The following is a 19,308-nucleotide window of genomic DNA, read 5'->3' as shown; positions in this document are numbered from 1 at the left end:
CTTGCTTACAGCAGGTGCTTGACGCCGTCCTGCTCGCCTTGCAGCTCGGCCAGGGTCTTGTCGATGCATTCCTGCGAGAAGGCATCGATTTCCAGGCCCTCGACGATCTTGTATTCGCCGTTTTCGGTGGTCACGGGGAAGCCGAACACGATGCCGGCGGGAATGCCGTATTCACCGTTGGAAGGCACGCCCATGGTGACCCACTCGCCGTTGGAGCCCAGGGCCCAGTCACGCATGTGGTCGATGGCGGCGTTGGCAGCCGAGGCAGCCGACGACAGGCCGCGGGCCGCGATGATGGCGGCGCCGCGCTTGCCCACGGTGGGCAGGAACACGTCCTTGTTCCACTCCTGGTCGTTGATCATGTCCTTGACCGACTTGCCGTCCACGGTGGCGAAGCGGTAGTCGGCGTACATCGTGGGCGAGTGGTTGCCCCAGACGGTCAGCTTCTTGATGTCGCCGACCTTGAAGCCGCCCTTGGCTGCCAGTTGCGAGGCAGCGCGGTTGTGGTCCAGGCGCAGCATGGCGGTGAAGTTCTTGGCCGGCAGGTCGGGAGCCGACTTCATGGCGATGTAGGCGTTGGTGTTGGCGGGGTTGCCCACGACCAGCACCTTCACGTTGCGCGAAGCCACGGCGTTCAGGGCCTTGCCCTGGGCGGTGAAGATCTGGGCGTTGGCGGCCAGCAGGTCGGCGCGCTCCATGCCGGGGCCACGGGGGCGGGCACCGACCAGCAGGGCGTAGTCGGTATCCTTGAAGGCCTGCAGGGGGTCGCTGTGGGCTTCGATGCCGGCCAGCAGAGGGAAGGCGCAGTCTTCCAGTTCCATGATCACGCCCTTCAGGGCGTTCTGTGCCTTCTCGTCGGGAATCTCGAGCAGTTGCAGAATGACGGGTTGATCCTTACCCAGCATTTCGCCGGAGGCGATGCGAAACAGCAGGGCGTAACCGATTTGGCCAGCGGCGCCGGTGACGGCGACACGAACGGGCTTCTTGCTCATGGTGAAACTCCAGTTTTGGAAAAAATTGAGATGTTACCGGCGCCAGGTTGCACCAGCGTCCATCACCAGCAGCCCGTGCTCCGCAAACATGGCGAAAGTGTACTGCCGATTTGAAAGCTCGGTCAATTTGTCTTATGTCTTATATAAGATATGATCGGCAAAGAGCTACACTAGCAAAAACACGACAGACTTTACGCGTCGCACCGCGGAGGCACCCCTTCACCACCCCTATGCCGACCCTTCACAGCACAGCCCCAGAATCCCCTGCCACCACGACTGGCGGTACTGGCGTCTCCACTCCGGCATTCAGCCCCCTGTACCAGCAGATCAAGGGGCTCATCCTGCAAAGCCTGGAAGCCGGCGAATGGCGCCCTGGAGAGCTGATCCCCAGTGAAATGGAGCTGGCTGCCCGCTTCAAGGTCAGCCAGGGCACGGTGCGCAAGGCCATCGACGAGCTCGCTTCCGAAAACCTCGTCATGCGCCGCCAGGGCAAGGGCACCTTCGTGGCCACCCATGCGGCCCAGCAGGTCCAGTACCGCTTCCTGAAACTGCACCCCGATGCCGGCGACCTGCAGGGCGAGGGCCGTGCCGAGCGCCACATCCTCGACTGCCGCCGCCTGCGCGCCCCCGCCGAAGTGGCCCGCGCCCTGGCGCTGCGCACGGGCGATGCGGTCATGCATGTGCGCCGCATCCTGTCCTTTGCCGGCGTGCCCACGATTCTCGAGGACATCTGGCTGCCCGGCCACGCCTTCAAGGGGCTCACGGTCGAGCAGATGTCCAGCTACCAGGGGCCGACCTACGCCATGTTCGAACTCGACTACGGGGTTCGCATGGTTCGTGCCGACGAAAAAATACGCGCCGTCCTGCCCGACGCCGAACAGGCCCAGCTGCTCAATGTCCCCTGCAGCACCCCCCTGCTCAGCGTGGAGCGCACGGCTTTCACCTACAACGATGTTCCCATGGAGTTACGCCGCGGCCTCTACCGCACCGATACCCATCATTACCGCAATGCATTGAGCTGAATCTCCTGGGAAAATAACCCATTGCACCGAAACCTACGTGCCCGGTACGCATTTCCCGGTAAACCACTTGTGCTGCATTGCAATAGAATTTTGTATCGCTTCGCACTAGCGATTACAACGCAGTTACATCCACGAAAGTACCCTGCCATGACAGAGCAACAAGCCAAACAGCGGCCCGAGTTCCGCAACATCCATCTCTTCAAGGACTTGACGACCTACCGCCTGCCGCCCGCAGGCATCGTGTCCATCCTGCACCGCGTCAGCGGACTGCTGATGTTCCTGCTGCTGCCGTTCATCATCTGGATGTTCGACAGGTCGGTGTCCTCGGAGATTTCGTATGACGGATTCACCGCCGTGTTCGGCGGCAGCTTTGGCTGGTTCGCCAAGCTGGTGTGCCTGGCGCTGATCTGGGCCTACCTGCACCACTTCTGCGCCGGCATCCGCCACCTGGTCATGGATGTGAACCATCACGCCGTCAACAAGCAGACCGGCAAGAGCACGGCGCTGACCGTGCTGGCGATCAGCCTGGTCCTGACCGTGGTGCTGGGCGCCAAGCTGTTTGGCCTGTACTGAGATACAGCCGCCAGTCGATAACACCTCACGATAAGGAAAAACCATGTCCGTGAACTACGGCTCCAAGCGCATCGTCGTCGGCGCGCACTACGGCACCCGCGACTTCCTCGCCCAGCGCGCCACCGCCCTGCTGATCGCCATCTACACCGTGGTCCTGCTGGTGCGCTTTCTCACCACCAGCGGCCCCATCGGCTACGAGCAATGGGCCGGCATCTTCGCGCCCCAGTGGATGAAATTCCTGACCCTGACCGTCTTCGTGGCGCTGGGCTGGCACGCCTGGATCGGCGTGCGCGACATCTGGATGGACTACGTCAAGCCCGCAGGCCTGCGCTTCCTGCTCCAGGTCTTCACCATTGTCTGGCTGGTCGGCTGCGTCGGCTGGGGCGTTCAGGTTCTGTGGCGTCTCTGATCGAGACACAGTCTCCACGATTGAAGGTTAAGAATGAGCTATACCAAAGCAAACATCACCAAGCGCAAGTTTGACGTCGTCATCGTCGGTGCCGGCGGCTCCGGCCTGCGCGCCGCGCTGGAACTGTCGCGCGCCGGCCTGTCGGTCGCCTCGCTGTCCAAGGTCTTCCCCACCCGCTCGCACACCGTGGCTGCGCAGGGCGGCGTGTCCGCCTCGCTGGGCAACATGAGCGAGGACAACTGGCACTACCACTTCTACGACACCATCAAGGGCTCCGACTGGCTGGGCGACCAGGACGCCATCGAATTCATGTGCCGCGAAGCGCCGAACGTCGTGATCGAGCTCGAGCACTTCGGCATGCCCTTCGACCGCAATCCCGACGGCACGATTTACCAGCGTCCCTTCGGCGGCCACACGGCCAACTACGGCGAAAAGCCCGTGCAGCGCGCCTGCGCCGCGGCCGACCGTACCGGCCACGCCATGCTGCACACGCTGTACCAGCAGAACGTCAAGTCCAAGACCAACTTCTTCGTGGAATGGATGGCCCTGGACCTGATCCGCAACACCCAGGGCGACGTGGTCGGCGTGACCGCCATCGAACTGGAGACCGGCGACCTGTACGAGCTGCACGCCAAGGCCGTGCTGCTGGCCACGGGCGGCGCCGGCCGCATCTTCCAGGCATCGACCAATGCCTTCATCAACACCGGCGACGGCCTGGGCATGGCAGCCCGTGCTGGCATCCCGCTGCAGGACATGGAGTTCTGGCAGTTCCACCCCACCGGCGTGGCCGGCGCGGGCGTGCTGCTGACCGAAGGCTGCCGTGGCGAAGGCGCCATCCTGCTCAACAGCGAAGGCGAACGCTTCATGGAGCGCTACGCGCCCACGCTGAAGGACCTGGCACCGCGCGACTTCGTGTCCCGCTCCATGGACCAGGAAATCAAGGAAGGTCGCGGCTGCGGTCCCAACAAGGACTACATCCTGATGAAGCTGGACCACCTGGGCGCCGACACCATCCGCAAGCGCCTGCCCTCCGTGGAAGAAATCGGCCACAACTTCGCCAACGTGGACATCACCAAGGAGCCGATCCCCGTGGTGCCCACCATCCACTACCAGATGGGCGGCATCCCCACCAACATCAACGGCCAGGTCGTGACCTGGGACGGCCAGCAGAACCGCGTGGTCAACGGCCTCTACGCCGTGGGCGAATGCTCCTGCGTGTCGGTGCACGGCGCCAACCGCCTGGGCACCAACTCGCTGCTGGACCTGCTGGTGTTCGGCAAGTCCGCCGGCAAGCACATCGTGCAGTTCGTCAGGGACTTCGGCGACCACCATGCCGTGCCGGCCGACGGCGCCGACCGCACCCTGGCACGCCTGAACCAGCTGCAGGAATCCAAGGACGGCATCTATGCCCAGGACATCGCCAACGACATCCGCTCCTCGATGCAGCAGCACGCCGGCGTGTTCCGCACGCAAAAGGGCATGGACGAGGGCGTGGAGAAGATCAACGCCATCCGCGAACGCGTGGGCTCCGTGACCCTGAAGGACAAGTCCATGGTCTGGAACACCGCGCGCATGGAAGCGCTGGAAGTGGACAACCTGATCGAAGTCGCCCAGGCCACCATGACCTCGGCGGCCGCCCGCCACGAGTGCCGCGGCGCACACACCGTGTACGACTACGAGCACCCTGCCGACCACCCCGATTTCCCGCTGGGCCGCAACGACAAGGAATGGCTCAAGCACACCCTGTGGGACAGCGCCACCAACAGCCTGTCCTACAAGCCTGTGAACTTGAAGCCCCTGACCGTTGACAGCGTGCCGCCTAAGGTCCGCACGTTCTAATCCAGCAGCCCACGAGAGAAGATCAAAATGAAGCGTACTTTCAAAATCTACCGCTACGATCCGGACAAGGATGCCAAGCCCTACATGCAGACCGTGGAAGTCGAGCTGGACGGCCATGAGCGCATGCTGCTGGATGCGCTGGTCAAGCTCAAGAAGATGGACCCGTCCATCGCCTTCCGCCGCTCCTGCCGCGAGGGCGTGTGCGGCTCCGACGCCATGAACATCAATGGCAAGAACGGCCTGGCGTGCCTGACGAACATGAACACCCTCAAGGGTGAGATCGTTCTCAAGCCCCTGCCCGGCCTGCCGGTGATCCGCGACCTGATCGTGGACATGACGCAGTTCTTCAAGCAGTACCACTCGATCAAGCCCTACCTGCAAAGCGATCTGTATGCATCGCCGAGCAAGGAGCGCCTGCAGTCGCCCGAAGAGCGCGAAGAGCTCAACGGCCTGTACGAGTGCATTCTGTGCGCCAGCTGCTCCACCAGCTGCCCCAGCTTCTGGTGGAATCCCGACAAGTTCGTGGGCCCGGCCGGCCTGCTGCAGGCCTACCGCTTCATCGCGGACAGCCGCGACACGGCCACCGGCGAGCGCCTTGACAACCTGGAAGATCCGTACCGCCTCTTCCGCTGCCACACCATCATGAACTGCGTGGACGTGTGCCCCAAGCACCTGAACCCCACCGCAGCCATCGGCAAGATCAAGGAGCTGATGGTTCGTCGAACCATCTGATGCGTATGACGAATGCCCTGCTCGAAGAGCGTGAGCGCGACCTGCTGCGGTGGCGCTGCCGCCGCGGCCTGGTCGAGAACGATCTGTTCATCGAGCAGTTCTTCGCCACCTACGGAAACCGGCTCACGCAGCAGCATGCAGCCGGCCTGTCTGCCTTGATGGATCTGGCAGACAACGACCTGATGGATCTTTTCCTGCGCCGCAAGGAACCTGAAGGCCAACTCGATACCCAAGAAGTCAGGGAAGTGCTGGAGATGGTGCGCAAGCGCCAGCCCGGCGCCCAATCCCGGTAGGTTAGGCAAACTAGAGAAGGAAGTTTGGAAATGAAACTCGCTGACAACAAAGCAACGCTGTCTTTCAGCAACGGTGCTCCCAGTGTCGAGATGCCCGTTTACCAGGGCAGCATCGGCCCGGATGTGATCGACATCCGCAAGCTCTATGCCCAGACGGGCATGTTCACCTATGACCCGGGCTTCCTCTCTACCGCTGCCTGCCAATCGGCCATCACCTACATCGATGGCGACAAGGGCGAGCTGCTGTACCGCGGCTACCCCATCGAGCAGCTGGCCAAGAACTGCAACTTCCTGGAAACCTGTTACCTGCTGCTGTACGGCGAGCTGCCCAACGAGAAGCAGAAGGCCGAATTCGAAGACACCGTGACCAAGCACACGATGGTCAACGAGCAGATGCAGTTCTTCCTGCGCGGCTTCCGCCGCGACGCTCACCCCATGGCCGTGCTGACCGGCCTGGTGGGCGGCATGTCGGCCTTCTACCACGACAGCACCGACATCAACAATCCCGAGCACCGCAACATCGCCGCGATCCGCCTGATCGCCAAGATGCCCACGCTGGTCGCCATGGCCTACAAGTACGGCATGGGCCAGCCCTACATGTATCCCAAGAACGACCTGTCGTACGCCGGCAACTTCATGCGCATGATGTTCGGCAACCCCTGCGAGGAATACAAGGTCAACCCCGTGGTCGAGCGCGCGCTGGACCGCATCTTCATCCTGCACGCCGACCACGAGCAGAACGCCTCCACTTCCACCGTGCGCCTGTGCGGCTCGTCGGGCACCAACCCGTTTGCCGCCATCTCCGCCGGCGTGGCCTGCCTGTGGGGCCCTGCCCACGGCGGCGCCAACGAAGCCTGCCTGAACATGCTGGAAAGCATCCAGGCCAACGGCGGCATCGAGAAGGTCGGCGAGTTCATGGAACAGGTCAAGGACAAGACCAGCGGCGTCAAGCTGATGGGCTTTGGCCACCGCGTCTACAAGAACTACGACCCCCGCGCCAAGCTCATGCAGGAAACCTGCAACGAGATCCTGGCCGAGCTGGGCCTGGAAAACGACCCCCTGTTCGCCCTGGCCAAGAAGCTGGAAAAGATCGCCCTGGAAGACGACTACTTCGTTCAGCGCAAGCTCTACCCGAACGTGGACTTCTACTCGGGCATCGTGCAGCGCGCCATCGGCATCCCCGTGAACCTGTTCACCGGCATCTTCGCGCTGGCCCGCACCGTGGGCTGGATCGCCCAGCTCAACGAGCAGATGGCCGACCCCGAGTACAAGATCGGCCGTCCTCGCCAGCTGTTTACCGGCTCCGTGTCGCGCGACGTCAAGCCCATCGCCCAGCGTTGATCGCCCGGCCGGGTCCGGCTCGCCGGACCTGAATGAAAAAGCCCGCAGGACGCCAATCCTGCGGGCTTTTTTTACGGGCCGTAGCCGCATGCCTGCGGCCATGCAAGCCATGGCGCTTGCAAAAAAAGGAGCATTTCACGCGTGTCTTGCCATGATTTCAAGCTGATTTCGCGTCCAAATCTTTGGCCGGCAGGCGCCAGCAGCCCCTGTTTTCATAGCATCTCAAGGCACCAGCACAATGGGTACCACGGCGCCATGGGCCTCGAGCTCGCGGTGCGCGGCCGCCGCATCGGCCAGCGCAAAGGCCCTGGGCTCGGCCATGCGGAAATGCTTTTTGCGCAGCGCCTCGAACACGCGCGCGGCCATGGCCTCGCGTTCTGCGGGGCTCCGCACGAAATGGAACACCATGGGCCGGCACACGCCGGCCGAGCGGGCCGCCAGGCGCGCGATCTCCAGCGGCGGCACCGGCCCCGAGGACTGGCCGTACATCACCAGCTGGCCGCCGAAGGCCAGGCTGGCCAGCGAACCGTCGAAGCTGTCGCGGCCCACGCCGTCGTAGGCCACGTCCACGCCATGGCCCCGGGTGAGCGCCATCACGCGCGCGGCCACGTCCTGCGCACCCTCGCCGCGGTAGCGGATCACCTCCACGCAGCCGGCCTGATCGGCCTTCCTGGCCGTGGCATCGCTGCCCGCCGTACCGATGACCATGGCGCCCAGCTGCGTGGCCCACTGGCTCAGGATCTGGCCCATGCCGCCGCCCGCGGCCTGCACCAGAATGCGCGACCCCTCGGCCACCTGCGCCACGCGGTGCAGCAGCACATCGGCCGTGAGGCCGCGCAGCAGGCTGGACGCCACGAGATCGTCGCCGAGGTCGTCGGGCACCGCGATCAGTTCCTCGGCGTCGATCACACGCTCGGTGGCATAGATGGCGTAGGCCGACGACACATAGGCCACGCGGTCGCCCGCCTTCCAGCGGGCCACGCCCTCGCCCACCTCGGCCACCACGCCCACGGCCTCGATGCCGGGCGTGCCCGGCAGCGCCAGCGTCTTGTACAGGCCCGAACGCACATAGATGTCGTGGAAATTCACCCCGATGCGCGTGTGCCGCACGCGCACCTGGCCGCGCGCGACAGGCCGGGGCTCCACCGTGGCAATCTGCAGCACTTCGGGGCCGCCGTATTCCGTGATCACAATGGCCTGTGCCATGAACGTCTCCTTGCTGTGCATCGGGCACATGCCCGCCTGCTGCGAATGTAGCGTCCACGGCTTTTCCCTTGTGCGGCACTGCGATGCCGCAATTCACGCACAATGCGCCACCTGCCCTGCCGCCGCATTCCTTGCGCGCGCCGGCGTGCCCCCTCTTCTTCTTTTTCTCTTGTCCACCATGTCCTTTGCCACCCTCGGCCTGCGCTCCGAACTTGTGAATGCGGCCCAAGACCTGGGGCTGGCCGAGCCCACGCCCATCCAGCAGCAGGCCGTGCCGGCCGTTCTGGCCGGGCGCGACCTCCGGGCCTGCGCGCCCACGGGCTCGGGCAAGACAGCGGCCTATCTGCTGCCGCTGTTGCAGCAATGGCAGGCATCAGGCGCCGCCCGGGCCCGCACCGGCTTTGTGCGCACGCTGGGCACGCTGATCCTGGTGCCCACGCGCGAGCTGGCCCTGCAGGTGCACGAGACACTGAGCGATCTGGTGCGCCACCTGCCGCACAGCCCGCGCTGCCGCGTCGTCTACGGCGGCGTGTCCATCAATCCGCAGATGATGCAGCTGCGCGGCAGTGCCGATTTCCTCGTGGCCACGCCCGGCCGCCTGCTGGATCTGGCGGCGCATAACGCCATACGCCTCAGCGCCGTACAGCACCTGGTGCTGGACGAGGCCGACCGCCTGCTGGACCTGGGCTTTGCCGAGGAGCTGAACCGCGTGCTGGCCCTGCTGCCGCGCCAGCGCCAGACCCTGCTGTTCTCCGCCACCTATCCCCAGCACGTGGAGGCCCTGGCCGACGGGCTGCTGCACGAGCCCGTGCGAGTCCAGGTGGATTCGGATGCCGGCGCAGAGCACGCCAGCAGCCCCGAGAACATCGTCCAGCGCGCGATCGCCGTCGACGGCAGCCGCCGCACGCAACTGCTGCGCCAGCTGCTGCAGGACGGCAAGGACAGCCCGGACTGGGAGCGCGCGCTGGTCTTTGTCGCCAAGCGCCACACGGCCGAGATGCTGGCCAACAAGCTGTACCGCGCCGGCATCTATGCCACCACCTTCCACGGCGACATGAGCCAGGGCGCGCGCAAGGAGGTGCTGGAGCAGTTCAAGGCCAAGCGCTGGCAGCTGCTCATCACCACCGACCTGGCCGCGCGCGGCATCGACATTGCGCAGCTGCCCGCTGTCGTCAACTACGACCTGCCCCGCTCGCCGACCGACTATATCCACCGGATCGGCCGCACGGGCCGCGCCGGCCATGCGGGGACAGCCATCACCTTCGTCACGCCGGCCGACACCGCGCACTGGAAGCTGATCTGCAAGCGCAACCAGCTCGATATCGCGCTGGAGCAGCTTCCCGGTTTCGAGCCCACCGAAGAAGCTCCGCCGCCACCTGTTGCGCAGGACGGCAACGGCGGCATCAAGGGCCGCCGCCCCAGCAAAAAGGACAAGCTGCGGGCCGCGGGGCTTTTGCCCTCCGCCAAGCCTGACCAGAGCTGAGGGCGGGCCGGATTTCCCAGTACAGTCAGTGCCAACTGATTGACCCGGAAAATCCATGTCCGCCCATGTGAATCTGAATCACGGCGCCGACGACAGCTCCGCGCCAGCGCTTTCAGGCGCGGAGCCTGCCGGCGCCGCTGCGCCCGCTTGCCCCGTCGCCCGCCAGCTCGAAAAAAGCCGCCAGACTCTGCTGGACCTGTCCACCCGCAACCGGCTGCTGAGCCTGCCCCAGTCCGGCAGCGCCAGGCTGCTGCATTTCGCCGACGAGCTCACGCCCGAAATCTATCGGCTGATGGTCGAAGAAAACAGGGCCATGCGCTTTGTGCCCGCCAAGGCGGACGAGCCGGCCCAGGCCCCCGATGCCGATGCCGATGCGGCAGGCCTGGCGTCGCCTGCCCTGCCCCAGCCTGAAGACGGTGCCGACGGCGCGGGCGACATGCCCGACGAGCGCGGCATAGCCCTGCGCCACCGCGACCTGGGGCTGCAGACACGGCTGACCACGGACAAGCTGCAGCGCCGCCTGCTGGACATGTACTACAACGCCCGCACCTTCATCGAGGAGCAAGGCGTCAACATCCTGTTCCTGGCCCTGGGCCAGCTGCAGTGGTTCGACCGCAACGCGCCCGACAAGCCGCGCCTTGCTCCGTTGATCCTGCTGCCCGTGGCCCTGGAGCGCCAAAGCGCGGCCCAGCGCTTCACCCTTTCCTGGCTGCAGGAGGACGCGGCCGAGAACCTGTCGCTGGCCGCCAAGCTCAAGGCCGACTTCGGCCTGGAACTGCCCGAATTCAAGGCAGGCGAAGACTTCGATCCGGCCGGGTACCTGGAACAGGTCGCCGCCGTGGCCGCCTCCCAGCCCGGCTGGCAGGTACTGCCCCATGCCATGACGCTGGGCTTTTTCAGCTTTGCCAAGTTCCTCATGTACCGCGACCTGGACGCGGGCACCTGGCCTGACGGCAAGCGCCTCGACCGGCACTCGCTGATTGCCGCGGCCTTGCATGACGGCTTCGAGGCCCGCGAACGCATCTTTCCCGAGGATGCCGACGTGGACCGCCTGGTTCCCGTGGACAGCCAGCGCCATGTGGTCGATGCGGACAGCTCGCAGTCCCTGGCCATCGAAGCCGTGCGCCGCGGCGAGAACCTGGTGATCCAGGGTCCGCCGGGCACCGGCAAGTCCCAGACCATCACGAATGTGATCGCCGCCGCGATTGCCGACGGCAAGAAGGTGCTGTTCATCTCCGAAAAGATGGCGGCGCTGGAAGTGGTCAATCGCCGCCTCGGGTCCGTGGGCCTGGGCCCGGCCTGCCTGGAGCTGCACAGCCACCATGCCAACAAGCGCAAGGTGCTCGAGGAGCTCAAGGCCACGCGCGACCTGGGCCGCCCCCGCGTGGAGCATCGCGACCAGATCATCGGCGAGCTCACCAGCGTGCAGCAGCAGCTCAATGCGCACAGCGAGACCATGCATGCTCCGCTGGCGCCCTGCGCACTCACGCCCTACCAGATCCTCGGCCAGCTGGCCCGGCTGGACGCGGTGCAGATCGCCCATCTGCCCGACCTGCTGCAAGGCGCCGCCAGCTGGACGCCCCAGCAATTCCAGGACCGCCGCCAGACCGTGCAGGCCCTGCACCAGGCCGCCGCCAAGGTGGCGCCCGTTGCCCGCCACCCCTGGCGCGGCGTGGCCCACCCGGCCCTGCTCAAGCTCGATGCAGAGCGCTTCCAGCAGCAGCTGCCGGCGCTGCGGCAGGCGTTGCAGCAGCTGCTGCAAGACAGCAGGCAGCTGGCGCAATCGCTGCAGGCGCCACCGCCCGAAGACATGCAGGCGATCCACGAGCAGATCGCCCTGGCGCGGCAACTGGCTTCGGCCCCGGCGCTGGACCGGCAGGCCGTCGCCCATGGGATCTGGAGCCACGGCCTGGGCCAGCTGCAAAAGCTGCTGGAATCCGGCACGCAGCTGGGCAGCCTGGCCGCCGAGCTTGACAGCCGCTTTGCGGCATCGGCCTGGCAGCAAGACTGGAATGGCGCCCGCCAGAGCATTGCCGCCCATGGCGATTCGCTGTTTCGCATCTTCAACGGCAGCTACCGCCAGGCGGTCGCCAGCGTCAAGGCCCACCTCAAGGCGGCGCTGCCTGCCGCAAGAACCGAGCGCCTGCAGCTGCTGGACAGCCTGATGCAGGCCCAGGCCCTGCGCCAGGCTCTGGCCCGGCAGGACGCGGATGGCGCCACCGCCTTCGGCCAGCTCTGGCACGGCGAGCAAAGCGACTGGGAGCAGCTGCGCACCGTGCTGCGCTGGATGGAGGGGACCGACGGCCAGGGCCGCAGCGAGGCCTTCCGCCAGCTCTATGCCCGATTGCCGTCACCCGCGCATTGCGCCGAGCTGGCCGCGACGGCCGCCACATCGCTACAGAAACTAGAGCTTATTGCGCAGACCATACTTGCAAATTACCAGTTGGACATTGAGGAATCCTTTGGAGCACCAGCGCTGAGCGCTATTCCTTTGCAAGCACTGGAGGAGCGCCTGGAACAATGGCTGGCCCGGCCGGCAGCGCTGCTGGACTGGACCTCATACCATGCCATCCGCCTCCAGGCGCGCCATGCCGGTCTGGCGCCCCTGGTAGAGCAGATGGAGCAGCAGGCCCTGGCGCCGGATGCGCTCGCCCCAGCGTTCGAGCGCGCCTACTACGAGGCCCTGCTGCGCCAGGCCACGCAGAGCGCGCCGCAGCTCGTAGGTTTCAACGGCGATCAGCACAGCCAGAAGGTGCGCCGCTTCCGCGCCCTGGACATCGAACGCATAGAGCTGGCGCGCGCCCAGTCCGCCCTCGCCCATTACGAGCAGGTGCCGCGCGGGGCCTGCGGCATGGGCCCCATGGGCGTGCTCAACGGAGAGATAGCGCGCAAGCGCGGCCACATGCCGCTGCGCAAGCTGTTCAAGCATGCAGGCGAGGCCGTGCAGGCCATCAAGCCCGTGTTCATGATGAGCCCGTTGTCCGTGGCCCAGTTCCTGGAGCCCGGCGCCGTGGAGTTCGACCTGCTGGTGATCGACGAAGCCAGCCAGATCGAGCCCGTGGATGCGCTGGGTGCGATGGCCCGCTGCAGGCAGCTCGTGGTGGTGGGCGACGACCGCCAGCTGCCGCCCACGCGCTTTTTCTCGCGCATGACCAGCGAGCAGGACGAATTCGACGACGAGGAAGGCGATTCGCCGGTCGCCGGCGCCGCCGATGTCGAGAGCATTCTGAGCCTGTGCCTGGCCAAGGGCATGCCCCAGCTCATGCTGCGCTGGCACTACCGCAGCCGCCACCAGTCGCTGATCGCCGTGTCCAACCAGCAGTTCTACAACAGCGCGCTGTTCATCGTGCCCAGCCCCTACACGGCCCGCGCCGGCATGGGGCTGCGCTTCAACCATCTGCCCGAAGGGCGATTCGACAGCGGCGGCACGCGCGTCAACCGCGTCGAGGCCCGGACCATTGCCCGCGCCATCATGCAGCATGCGCTGCTCACGCCGCAGCTGAGCCTGGGCGTGGCCGCATTCTCGCTGCAGCAGAAAATCGCCATCCAGGACGAGCTGGAGCTGCTGCGCCGCCAGCAGCCCGAGGCCGAGCCTTTCTTCGTGGCTCATCCCAATGAGCCCTTCTTCATCAAGAACCTCGAGAACGTGCAGGGCGACGAGCGCGATGTGATCTTCATCTCGGTCGCCTATGCGCGCAACGCCCAGGGCTATCTGCCCATGCGCTTCGGCCCGGTGAGCGCCGATGGCGGCGAGCGCCGCCTGAACGTGCTGATCTCGCGCGCCAAGCAGCGCTGCGAGGTGTTTTCGTCCATCACGGCCGACGATATCGACCTGGAGCGCGGCAAGGGCAAGGGCGTGGCGGCGCTCAAGGTCTTTCTGCAATACGCGGCCACCGGCCAGCTGGCGCTGGCGGGCCGCAGCGGGCGCGCGCCGGAGTCGCCGCTCGAGGAAGACGTGCTCCAGGCCTTGACTGCGCACGGACTCCAGGTCGAGCCCCAGATCGGCATTGCCGGCTTCTTCATCGACCTGGCCGTGGTCGATCCGCAGCGGCCGGGCCGCTATCTGCTGGGCATCGAGTGCGACGGCGCCAGCTACCACAGCAGCCGCTCGGCCCGTGACCGCGACCGCCTGCGCCAGGCCGTGCTCGAAGGCCATGGCTGGAAGCTGCACCGCATCTGGAGCTGCGACTGGTTCCGCCAGCCGCAAGCCGAGACCGAGAAAGTGCTGGCCGCGGTACAGGCTGCGAGGCTGGAATTTGAACAGGATCCGCCGTCAGCCCCCATTGCACCGGCGCCAGCCGCTATCGAAACAATAGAGCGCACGCCTCTGGCCGAGGCCGCGTCCCCTGCCCCCGCCGGCATGCCGTACACGGAGGCCTATTTCGAGGCCCCCGATCAGGAGCTGCACAGCGTGCCGACCTCGCGCCTGGCCCAGCTGGCACTGCAGGTGGTGGAGCAGGAAGGGCCGGTGCACTTCGACGAGCTGGTCACCCGCATGCGCACGCTCTGGGGCCTGCAACGCGCGGGCAGCCGCATCCGCGAGGCGCTGGAGCAGGCCCGCGATGCCCTGCTGGCCGACCGGGCCATCACCGCCGAGAACGGGTTCCTGGACCTGCCCGGCCGCACGGTGCGGGTGCGCAACCGGGCCGCAGCGACCTCGGCCCATCTGCGCCGCCCCGACTGCCTGCCGCCATCCGAAATCCGCCAGGCCATTGTGCAGGCGCTCAAGGCCAGCCTGGGCGGCCAGCGCGACGAGCTGCCCGCCGCCGTGGCCCGGCTGCTGGGCCTGAACGCCGTGACGGCCCCGGTGCGCGAGCTGGTGCTGGCCCAGCTCGATGCCCTGCATGCCAGCGCCGCCGTGGACTTCAACGGCACGCTGTACCGGCTGCCGGGCTGATTGGGCAGACGGCGCCGATCCGGCCGGCAACCGGCGGAAAACCTCGGAAATTGCGGCAATGCGCGGGCTGCCGCATTGCCGCGCCACTACCATTGGCGCCATGCCCCGTCAGAACACCAGTCCCGCAGAGTTTCCGCCCGCCATTCTTGCGCAGATCGAGCAACTGGCACAGCGCATCGTCCAGCAACGCAAGAGCCGGGGCGAGACCCAGGCGCAGTGGGCCGCCAGGCTGGGCATTTCCCAGCCCACCATGGCGCGCATAGAGCGCGGCGATCCGGCCGTGGCCATGGCCACCTATGTGTCCTGCCTGTGGCAGCTCAATCCCGCGCTGGATCTGACCCGGCTGCTCGCAGCTGCGCCGCCTCCCCAGCAGGCGGCGGGCAGCGATGCGGTGGCCGCCCGCGCGACGGGCGAATCAAAGAGTTCGAAGGCCCCGCTGGATCTCGGCATCAAGATGGCCGCCACCCCGGAACAGCAGGCACAGATCGAGCGCAATTTCGCCAGCGCCAAGGCCGCGCTGGATTTTTTCAAAAGTCCGCTGCTCTGAGCCGGCCTTTCGCTGCGGCTCTTCGCGGCCCGGGGTCCGATGCGCCCCATGATCCTGCCACCCGGCCGTCAGCCCTTGTCCCGGGGCTTGAAGAGATGGATGGTTTCGCCGCGCGCGAGCATCTGCACCAGCTGGGCGATACGCCTGGCACGCGTCTCGGCTTTCACGGCCGTCTGGATGCGCCACAGCACCGCATAGCGATTGGACGCATTGAGCGCTGCAAAAAAGGCCTTGGCCCGGGGCTCGGCCTCCAGCGCCGCCGTCAGGTCCCCGGGCACCGTGGAGGTGCGCGCGCCGTCGTAGGCCCGGGCCCAGCGCCCGTCGGCCTTGGCGGCGTCGACCTGCGCGAGCCCCGGCGCCTGCATGCGGCCTGCCGCAATGAGCGCCTCGGCCTTGTCGACATTGATCTTCGACCAGATGCTGCGCGCACGCCGCGGCGTGAAGCGCTGCAGAAAGTGCTGCTCGTCCAGGCCTTTCTTCTGGCCGTCGATCCAACCCCAGCAGAGCGCGATCTCCACCGCCTCGGGATAGGTGACGCTGGGCTCAGCGGCGCCCCGCTTGGCGATCTTGAGCCACAGGCCGCCGGACGTGGCGTGATGCTTCTTCAGCCAGGCCTCGAAAGCCTTGGCGCTCCTGAACAACATCGGGGCGGTGTCGGGTACGGTGGCGGATTTGGCGGCAGTCATCGCCCCAGTGTGCCGCAAGAGCGGCTGCATGCGATCCACGCACCATGGGCGGCCAGGGCGCCTGGCAGGCCGTTGTGCCCTGGATCTGCCTGGCTTTCAGCATCCCGAAATCCGTTGCGGCCATTCGGGCTTTGGCGAGGAATGCCTGCAACGCATGGAGCAGCAGCCTGCTCCGATGGCGGCGCCAGCGCACTGCACCGTATATCCCATGACGATGCCTCTGCACAAGAGAGGCGCCGGAAAGCCGGCGCCCCCGCAACAGGCGAGGCGGGCCACCAGGCTGCCCGCGCTCGCCGTACTGGCGCCGGTGTCAGAACGTATGGCGCAAGCCCACTCCAAAGCCTGTCTGGTTGACACCGGGCATCGGAGTCCCTCCTGCCTGGGCGCTGCTGGCGCCGAAAGCCGCGTTGCCGCTGTTCTTCATGTAACCCAGCGAGGCGTATGCCGCTGTGCGCTTGGACAGGTTGTAGGTCCCGCGCAGAACCACCATCTGCCCCTTGTCCGCGTTGTCCTTGTACTTGAGCTGGTTGTACTGGGCATCCAGCGTCCACGGGCCCATCGGGTAGGTGACTCCCAAAAACCACAGGTCGTTGCGTGGCGAGGCGGCGTAGCCATCATTCTTGCGGCGCATGTAGCCACCGCCGATCTTTGCGCCGCCGAGCCTGACGTAGCCGTTGAGCATGGTACGTTTGTCAACCTTGTCGCTGCTGGTCAGACCGGCGAATGCACCCGGGCCGCCACGCAGTTCGTCATGCGCCAGCGCCGCGCCCCAGGAGGCCGCATCGTACTTGAGCATGGCCGACCACTCGCGACAGGTCTTGGCATCCGTGCTGCTTTCGCCCGCGCAGTTGGTGCCGGCCGGGCTGGGTCCGGCATTGACGGCATCGCGGCCGAAGCTGTACGTTGCGCCCACCGTCAGGCCCGAGAACGTCCCCTTGTAGGAGATGGCATTGTCGGCACGTGCATTGGGGAAGTAGTTGTCCAGGCTGGCCATGCTGTGCAGGCTGGGGCCGATCACATCGGCATCGAGCACGGACCAGAACAGCATGGTGTATTGGCGGCCCAGGCCCAGCGAGCCCCAGGGGCCGTTGAGGCTGATGAAAGACTGCCGGCCAAAGCCGCGGCCGCCCTGGTTGAACGCGCCGGTATCGGGGCCGATCCCCATTTCCAGCGTGAAGGCGGCGCTCAATCCGCCGCCCAGATCCTCGCGTCCGCGAAAACCCAGGCGCGAAGGAACGCTGCCCGACAGATTGGGCATGCGCGTGAGGCTGGACTTGCTCGCGCCCACGTTGTTCATGGTTTCGACAGCCGTATCCATGATCCCGTAGATCTGGACAGATGACTGAGCCTGTGCGAGCCCTCCCAGGCCCATCAATGCAATGGTGCTTGCTATTTTTTTAAACAACTTTGTCTCCGTTATGAATTTTTTGGATTTCAGGAAGTCTTCATGCAGTGGTATTCGTGGTGACGCACTCCTCTCTTGCGGCTTCATTGGGTAGAGACATGCGGCAGTGCGCAAAACAGCCGCCAGCGGCGAATGCTGCAATCGCCGGCCCCGGAATGTCGGCCGACCGCCGATTGCCGTTCCTGCCCTACCGAAATACCTGCAGGTGGCGGTTCAGGACTCGGCCGTGAAACCGATTTGCCTGACCAGAGGCCCCCAGCGCTCGTATTCGGCCTTCTGATCGGCCGCCATCTCCTGAGGCGTGCTGCCATGGGCCACAAGGCCGGTGACGGCCAGGGAGTCGATGACCGACTTGTCCTTCAGCGCTGCGGTAATCGCGGCGTTGGCGCTGGCGACCGTGGCCGCCGTGGCCTTGGCGGGGGCGTAGAACCCAAACCATTCTTCCGCCGTGACATCGGGATAGCCCAGTTCCGTGAACGTTGGGACATCGGGCAGGAACGGAGAGCGCCGTTTCCCTGATGTGGCCAATACGCGAAGGCGGCCGTTTTTCACGTATTGCAGATAGTCCCCGCTCGGGTTCACGGTGGCAGCGACCTGCCCACCTACCAGGTCGGTGATGCTGGGAACCACGCCGCGATAGGGCACGTGCTTGAGTTCCACATTGGCCCGCAAGCCCAGCAGCGCGCCGAGCAGGTGCGGCAGCGACCCCGAACCGGGGGAGCCATAGCTGGCCTTGCCGGGATTGGCTTTGGCCCATGCCAGGAAATCCTTCAGGGTCCTGACTTCCGGCGGCACCATGGGTCCCACTGCCAAGCCGTGGATCATGATGGCGCCGATAGACACCGGGACCGCGTCCTCGGGCTTGTAGGTGAGCTTGGGATAGATGTGCGGGTAGACCGAGAACGCCGAGACGGGGGCGAGCGCCAGCACGGAGCCGTCGGGGGCAGAGTTTTTCAGCGTCTCCACCGCAATGCGCCCGCCTGCGCCGGGCTTGTTTTCGACGTAGCCAGGATTCTTGGTATAGGACGTGCCTCCCAGCTTTTCCGCGACCCGGCGCGCAACGCTATCTCCGGCGCTGCCGGCCGGAAAACCATAGAGGACTTTGACTTGCTCCAGCGTCTGACCCAGGACCATTGAAGGGGCTAGCCATCCAGCAACGGCAGCGCAGCCTGATGCGTGAATGAAATTGCGGCGATGCATGTACACGATGTCTCCTTTTGTTGTGCTTGAAACCTGTGGGCGGACCGTAAGTGGGAGGCTGCCGCGCCGCAGTGCGCGAAGAGGCAGCTCCCGTCTCATGTCGTGGAGTGATGGATGTTCTTTTTTCAGGCGCAGCACCTCCCTGCCGTGCCATCGGGCACAGTTAAAGCGTGTGTCGGAAAACCTATGGAGAAGATCTCTGCCGGAAGCTATCGCGGCATTCGACCTGACGCGCCCTGGTTCGGCCCGGGCGAAATCTTCTGCCGGTCGGGATGTGGCCGGAACCCGATGTCTGTACTTGTCATGAGCTGCTTTCTTCTGGCACGTTTTTCGTTATTTCTCATAATCAACCTAGCAGTGGATTTTGGTTATTTTTCATAACCAACTCAAGAAAGAAAGCCGTACTTTTTCTTGGTGCTTTCCCTTGAGGTGAAACGCTAGCTCGTGAGCGGGAAACCCGCCTGTTGCTCAGCATGCTCATGCCCGGCAGCTTCCGGATCGGGCAGCAAAGAACGCAGCCCAGGGGAGGCGGGCAGACCATTGCCGCCAGAGAGAGCAGCCATGGGCGGGCGCCCCAGCCGGGGCGGTACGCACACTTGCCTGCCCGTGCCGGGACTCATCAATGACGAGATGGAGGGCTGCGTGGCGGAGGAAAAGATTCTGGCTATGCGGTCAGCGCCCCG

Annotated in this window: 15 protein-coding genes; 10 read left to right on the top strand and 5 right to left on the bottom strand. The window is 65.6% G+C overall.

Features of this window, described 5'->3' with window-relative positions; translation table 11 throughout:
* Positions 1-5 precede the first annotated feature (5 nt).
* Positions 6-992 (bottom strand): malate dehydrogenase, encoded by a 987-nt coding sequence (locus tag Cte04_RS17395; RefSeq protein ID WP_066481187.1) that lies wholly within the window; start codon positions 990-992, stop codon positions 6-8.
* A gap of 230 nt (positions 993-1,222) precedes the next feature.
* Here Cte04_RS17395 and Cte04_RS17390 point away from each other — a divergent pair, with 230 nt between their 5' ends.
* From Cte04_RS17390 to Cte04_RS17360, 7 genes are all read left to right on the top strand, one after another.
* A complete protein-coding gene (locus Cte04_RS17390) occupies positions 1,223-2,014 on the top strand; it encodes a GntR family transcriptional regulator (RefSeq protein ID WP_066481179.1) in 792 nt (263 codons plus the stop codon).
* Positions 2,015-2,161: 147 nt separating this feature from the next.
* The gene (gene sdhC, locus Cte04_RS17385; RefSeq protein ID WP_066481173.1) at positions 2,162-2,587 is read left to right on the top strand and encodes a succinate dehydrogenase, cytochrome b556 subunit; all 426 of its coding nucleotides are present in this window, start codon (positions 2,162-2,164) and stop codon (positions 2,585-2,587) included.
* Between the two features lie 43 nt (positions 2,588-2,630).
* The gene (sdhD, locus tag Cte04_RS17380) at positions 2,631-2,996 is read left to right on the top strand and encodes a succinate dehydrogenase, hydrophobic membrane anchor protein (protein WP_066481169.1); all 366 of its coding nucleotides are present in this window, start codon (positions 2,631-2,633) and stop codon (positions 2,994-2,996) included.
* A gap of 33 nt (positions 2,997-3,029) precedes the next feature.
* Complete coding sequence (sdhA, locus tag Cte04_RS17375; RefSeq protein WP_066481161.1) at positions 3,030-4,835, top strand: succinate dehydrogenase flavoprotein subunit; 1,806 nt, start codon at positions 3,030-3,032, stop codon at positions 4,833-4,835.
* A gap of 27 nt (positions 4,836-4,862) precedes the next feature.
* Positions 4,863-5,567, top strand: a complete 705-nt coding sequence (locus Cte04_RS17370; RefSeq protein WP_066481159.1) for a succinate dehydrogenase iron-sulfur subunit — start codon at positions 4,863-4,865, stop codon at positions 5,565-5,567.
* Positions 5,567-5,860: an FAD assembly factor SdhE gene (locus tag Cte04_RS17365; protein ID WP_066481158.1), complete on the top strand. Its 294-nt coding sequence runs from the start codon at positions 5,567-5,569 to the stop codon at positions 5,858-5,860. The genes Cte04_RS17370 and Cte04_RS17365 overlap by 1 nt, the downstream gene beginning before the upstream one ends.
* Positions 5,861-5,890: 30 nt before the next feature.
* Positions 5,891-7,201, top strand: a complete 1,311-nt coding sequence (locus Cte04_RS17360; protein ID WP_066481157.1) for a citrate synthase — start codon at positions 5,891-5,893, stop codon at positions 7,199-7,201.
* Between the two features lie 222 nt (positions 7,202-7,423).
* Here the strand turns inward: Cte04_RS17360 and Cte04_RS17355 are convergent, their stop codons facing one another.
* The gene (locus Cte04_RS17355) at positions 7,424-8,407 is read right to left on the bottom strand and encodes a quinone oxidoreductase family protein (protein ID WP_066481374.1); all 984 of its coding nucleotides are present in this window, start codon (positions 8,405-8,407) and stop codon (positions 7,424-7,426) included.
* Between the two features lie 178 nt (positions 8,408-8,585).
* Between Cte04_RS17355 and Cte04_RS17350 the strand changes: the two genes are divergently transcribed.
* The 3 genes from Cte04_RS17350 to Cte04_RS17340 all read left to right on the top strand — a co-directional run bounded on the left by Cte04_RS17350 (position 8,586) and on the right by Cte04_RS17340 (position 15,334).
* Positions 8,586-9,890: a DEAD/DEAH box helicase gene (locus Cte04_RS17350; RefSeq protein ID WP_066481149.1), complete on the top strand. Its 1,305-nt coding sequence runs from the start codon at positions 8,586-8,588 to the stop codon at positions 9,888-9,890.
* Between the two features lie 55 nt (positions 9,891-9,945).
* Positions 9,946-14,787: an anti-phage protein ProA gene (gene proA, locus Cte04_RS17345; protein WP_083526719.1), complete on the top strand. Its 4,842-nt coding sequence runs from the start codon at positions 9,946-9,948 to the stop codon at positions 14,785-14,787.
* 100 nt (positions 14,788-14,887) lie between these two features.
* Entirely contained in the window at positions 14,888-15,334 is a 447-nt protein-coding gene (locus tag Cte04_RS17340; protein ID WP_066481368.1) for a helix-turn-helix domain-containing protein, read from the top strand.
* Positions 15,335-15,402: 68 nt separating this feature from the next.
* Here Cte04_RS17340 and Cte04_RS17335 read toward each other — a convergent pair whose 3' ends face one another.
* From Cte04_RS17335 to Cte04_RS17325, 3 genes are all read right to left on the bottom strand, one after another.
* On the bottom strand, positions 15,403-16,020 hold the full coding sequence (locus Cte04_RS17335; protein WP_066481146.1) for a YdeI/OmpD-associated family protein: 618 nt from the start codon (positions 16,018-16,020) through the stop codon (positions 15,403-15,405).
* Between the two features lie 310 nt (positions 16,021-16,330).
* Positions 16,331-17,425 carry a porin gene (locus tag Cte04_RS17330; protein WP_066481138.1) on the bottom strand — a complete coding sequence of 365 codons (1,095 nt, stop codon included), beginning with the start codon at positions 17,423-17,425 and terminating at the stop codon, positions 16,331-16,333.
* A 213-nt stretch (positions 17,426-17,638) separates the two neighbouring features.
* Positions 17,639-18,625 carry a tripartite tricarboxylate transporter substrate-binding protein gene (locus Cte04_RS17325; protein WP_157082091.1) on the bottom strand — a complete coding sequence of 329 codons (987 nt, stop codon included), beginning with the start codon at positions 18,623-18,625 and terminating at the stop codon, positions 17,639-17,641.
* Positions 18,626-19,308 lie beyond the last annotated feature (683 nt).

Source organism: Comamonas terrae, from assembly GCF_001544075.1.
GTDB lineage: Bacteria > Pseudomonadota > Gammaproteobacteria > Burkholderiales > Burkholderiaceae_C > Comamonas > Comamonas terrae.
Note: the sequence above shows the minus strand (reverse complement) of the source record. Positions and strands in the feature narration are given on the sequence as shown.

Coding starts and splice junctions, on each gene's coding strand:
- Cte04_RS17395 (WP_066481187.1), bottom strand. CDS start 992: ATGAGCAAGAAGCCCGTTCGTGTCGCCGTCACCGGCGCCGCTGGCCAA.
- Cte04_RS17390 (WP_066481179.1), top strand. CDS start 1,223: ATGCCGACCCTTCACAGCACAGCCCCAGAATCCCCTGCCACCACGACT.
- sdhC (WP_066481173.1), top strand. CDS start 2,162: ATGACAGAGCAACAAGCCAAACAGCGGCCCGAGTTCCGCAACATCCAT.
- sdhD (WP_066481169.1), top strand. CDS start 2,631: ATGTCCGTGAACTACGGCTCCAAGCGCATCGTCGTCGGCGCGCACTAC.
- sdhA (WP_066481161.1), top strand. CDS start 3,030: ATGAGCTATACCAAAGCAAACATCACCAAGCGCAAGTTTGACGTCGTC.
- Cte04_RS17370 (WP_066481159.1), top strand. CDS start 4,863: ATGAAGCGTACTTTCAAAATCTACCGCTACGATCCGGACAAGGATGCC.
- Cte04_RS17365 (WP_066481158.1), top strand. CDS start 5,567: ATGCGTATGACGAATGCCCTGCTCGAAGAGCGTGAGCGCGACCTGCTG.
- Cte04_RS17360 (WP_066481157.1), top strand. CDS start 5,891: ATGAAACTCGCTGACAACAAAGCAACGCTGTCTTTCAGCAACGGTGCT.
- Cte04_RS17355 (WP_066481374.1), bottom strand. CDS start 8,407: ATGGCACAGGCCATTGTGATCACGGAATACGGCGGCCCCGAAGTGCTG.
- Cte04_RS17350 (WP_066481149.1), top strand. CDS start 8,586: ATGTCCTTTGCCACCCTCGGCCTGCGCTCCGAACTTGTGAATGCGGCC.
- proA (WP_083526719.1), top strand. CDS start 9,946: ATGTCCGCCCATGTGAATCTGAATCACGGCGCCGACGACAGCTCCGCG.
- Cte04_RS17340 (WP_066481368.1), top strand. CDS start 14,888: ATGCCCCGTCAGAACACCAGTCCCGCAGAGTTTCCGCCCGCCATTCTT.
- Cte04_RS17335 (WP_066481146.1), bottom strand. CDS start 16,020: ATGACTGCCGCCAAATCCGCCACCGTACCCGACACCGCCCCGATGTTG.
- Cte04_RS17325 (WP_157082091.1), bottom strand. CDS start 18,625: ATGCATCGCCGCAATTTCATTCACGCATCAGGCTGCGCTGCCGTTGCT.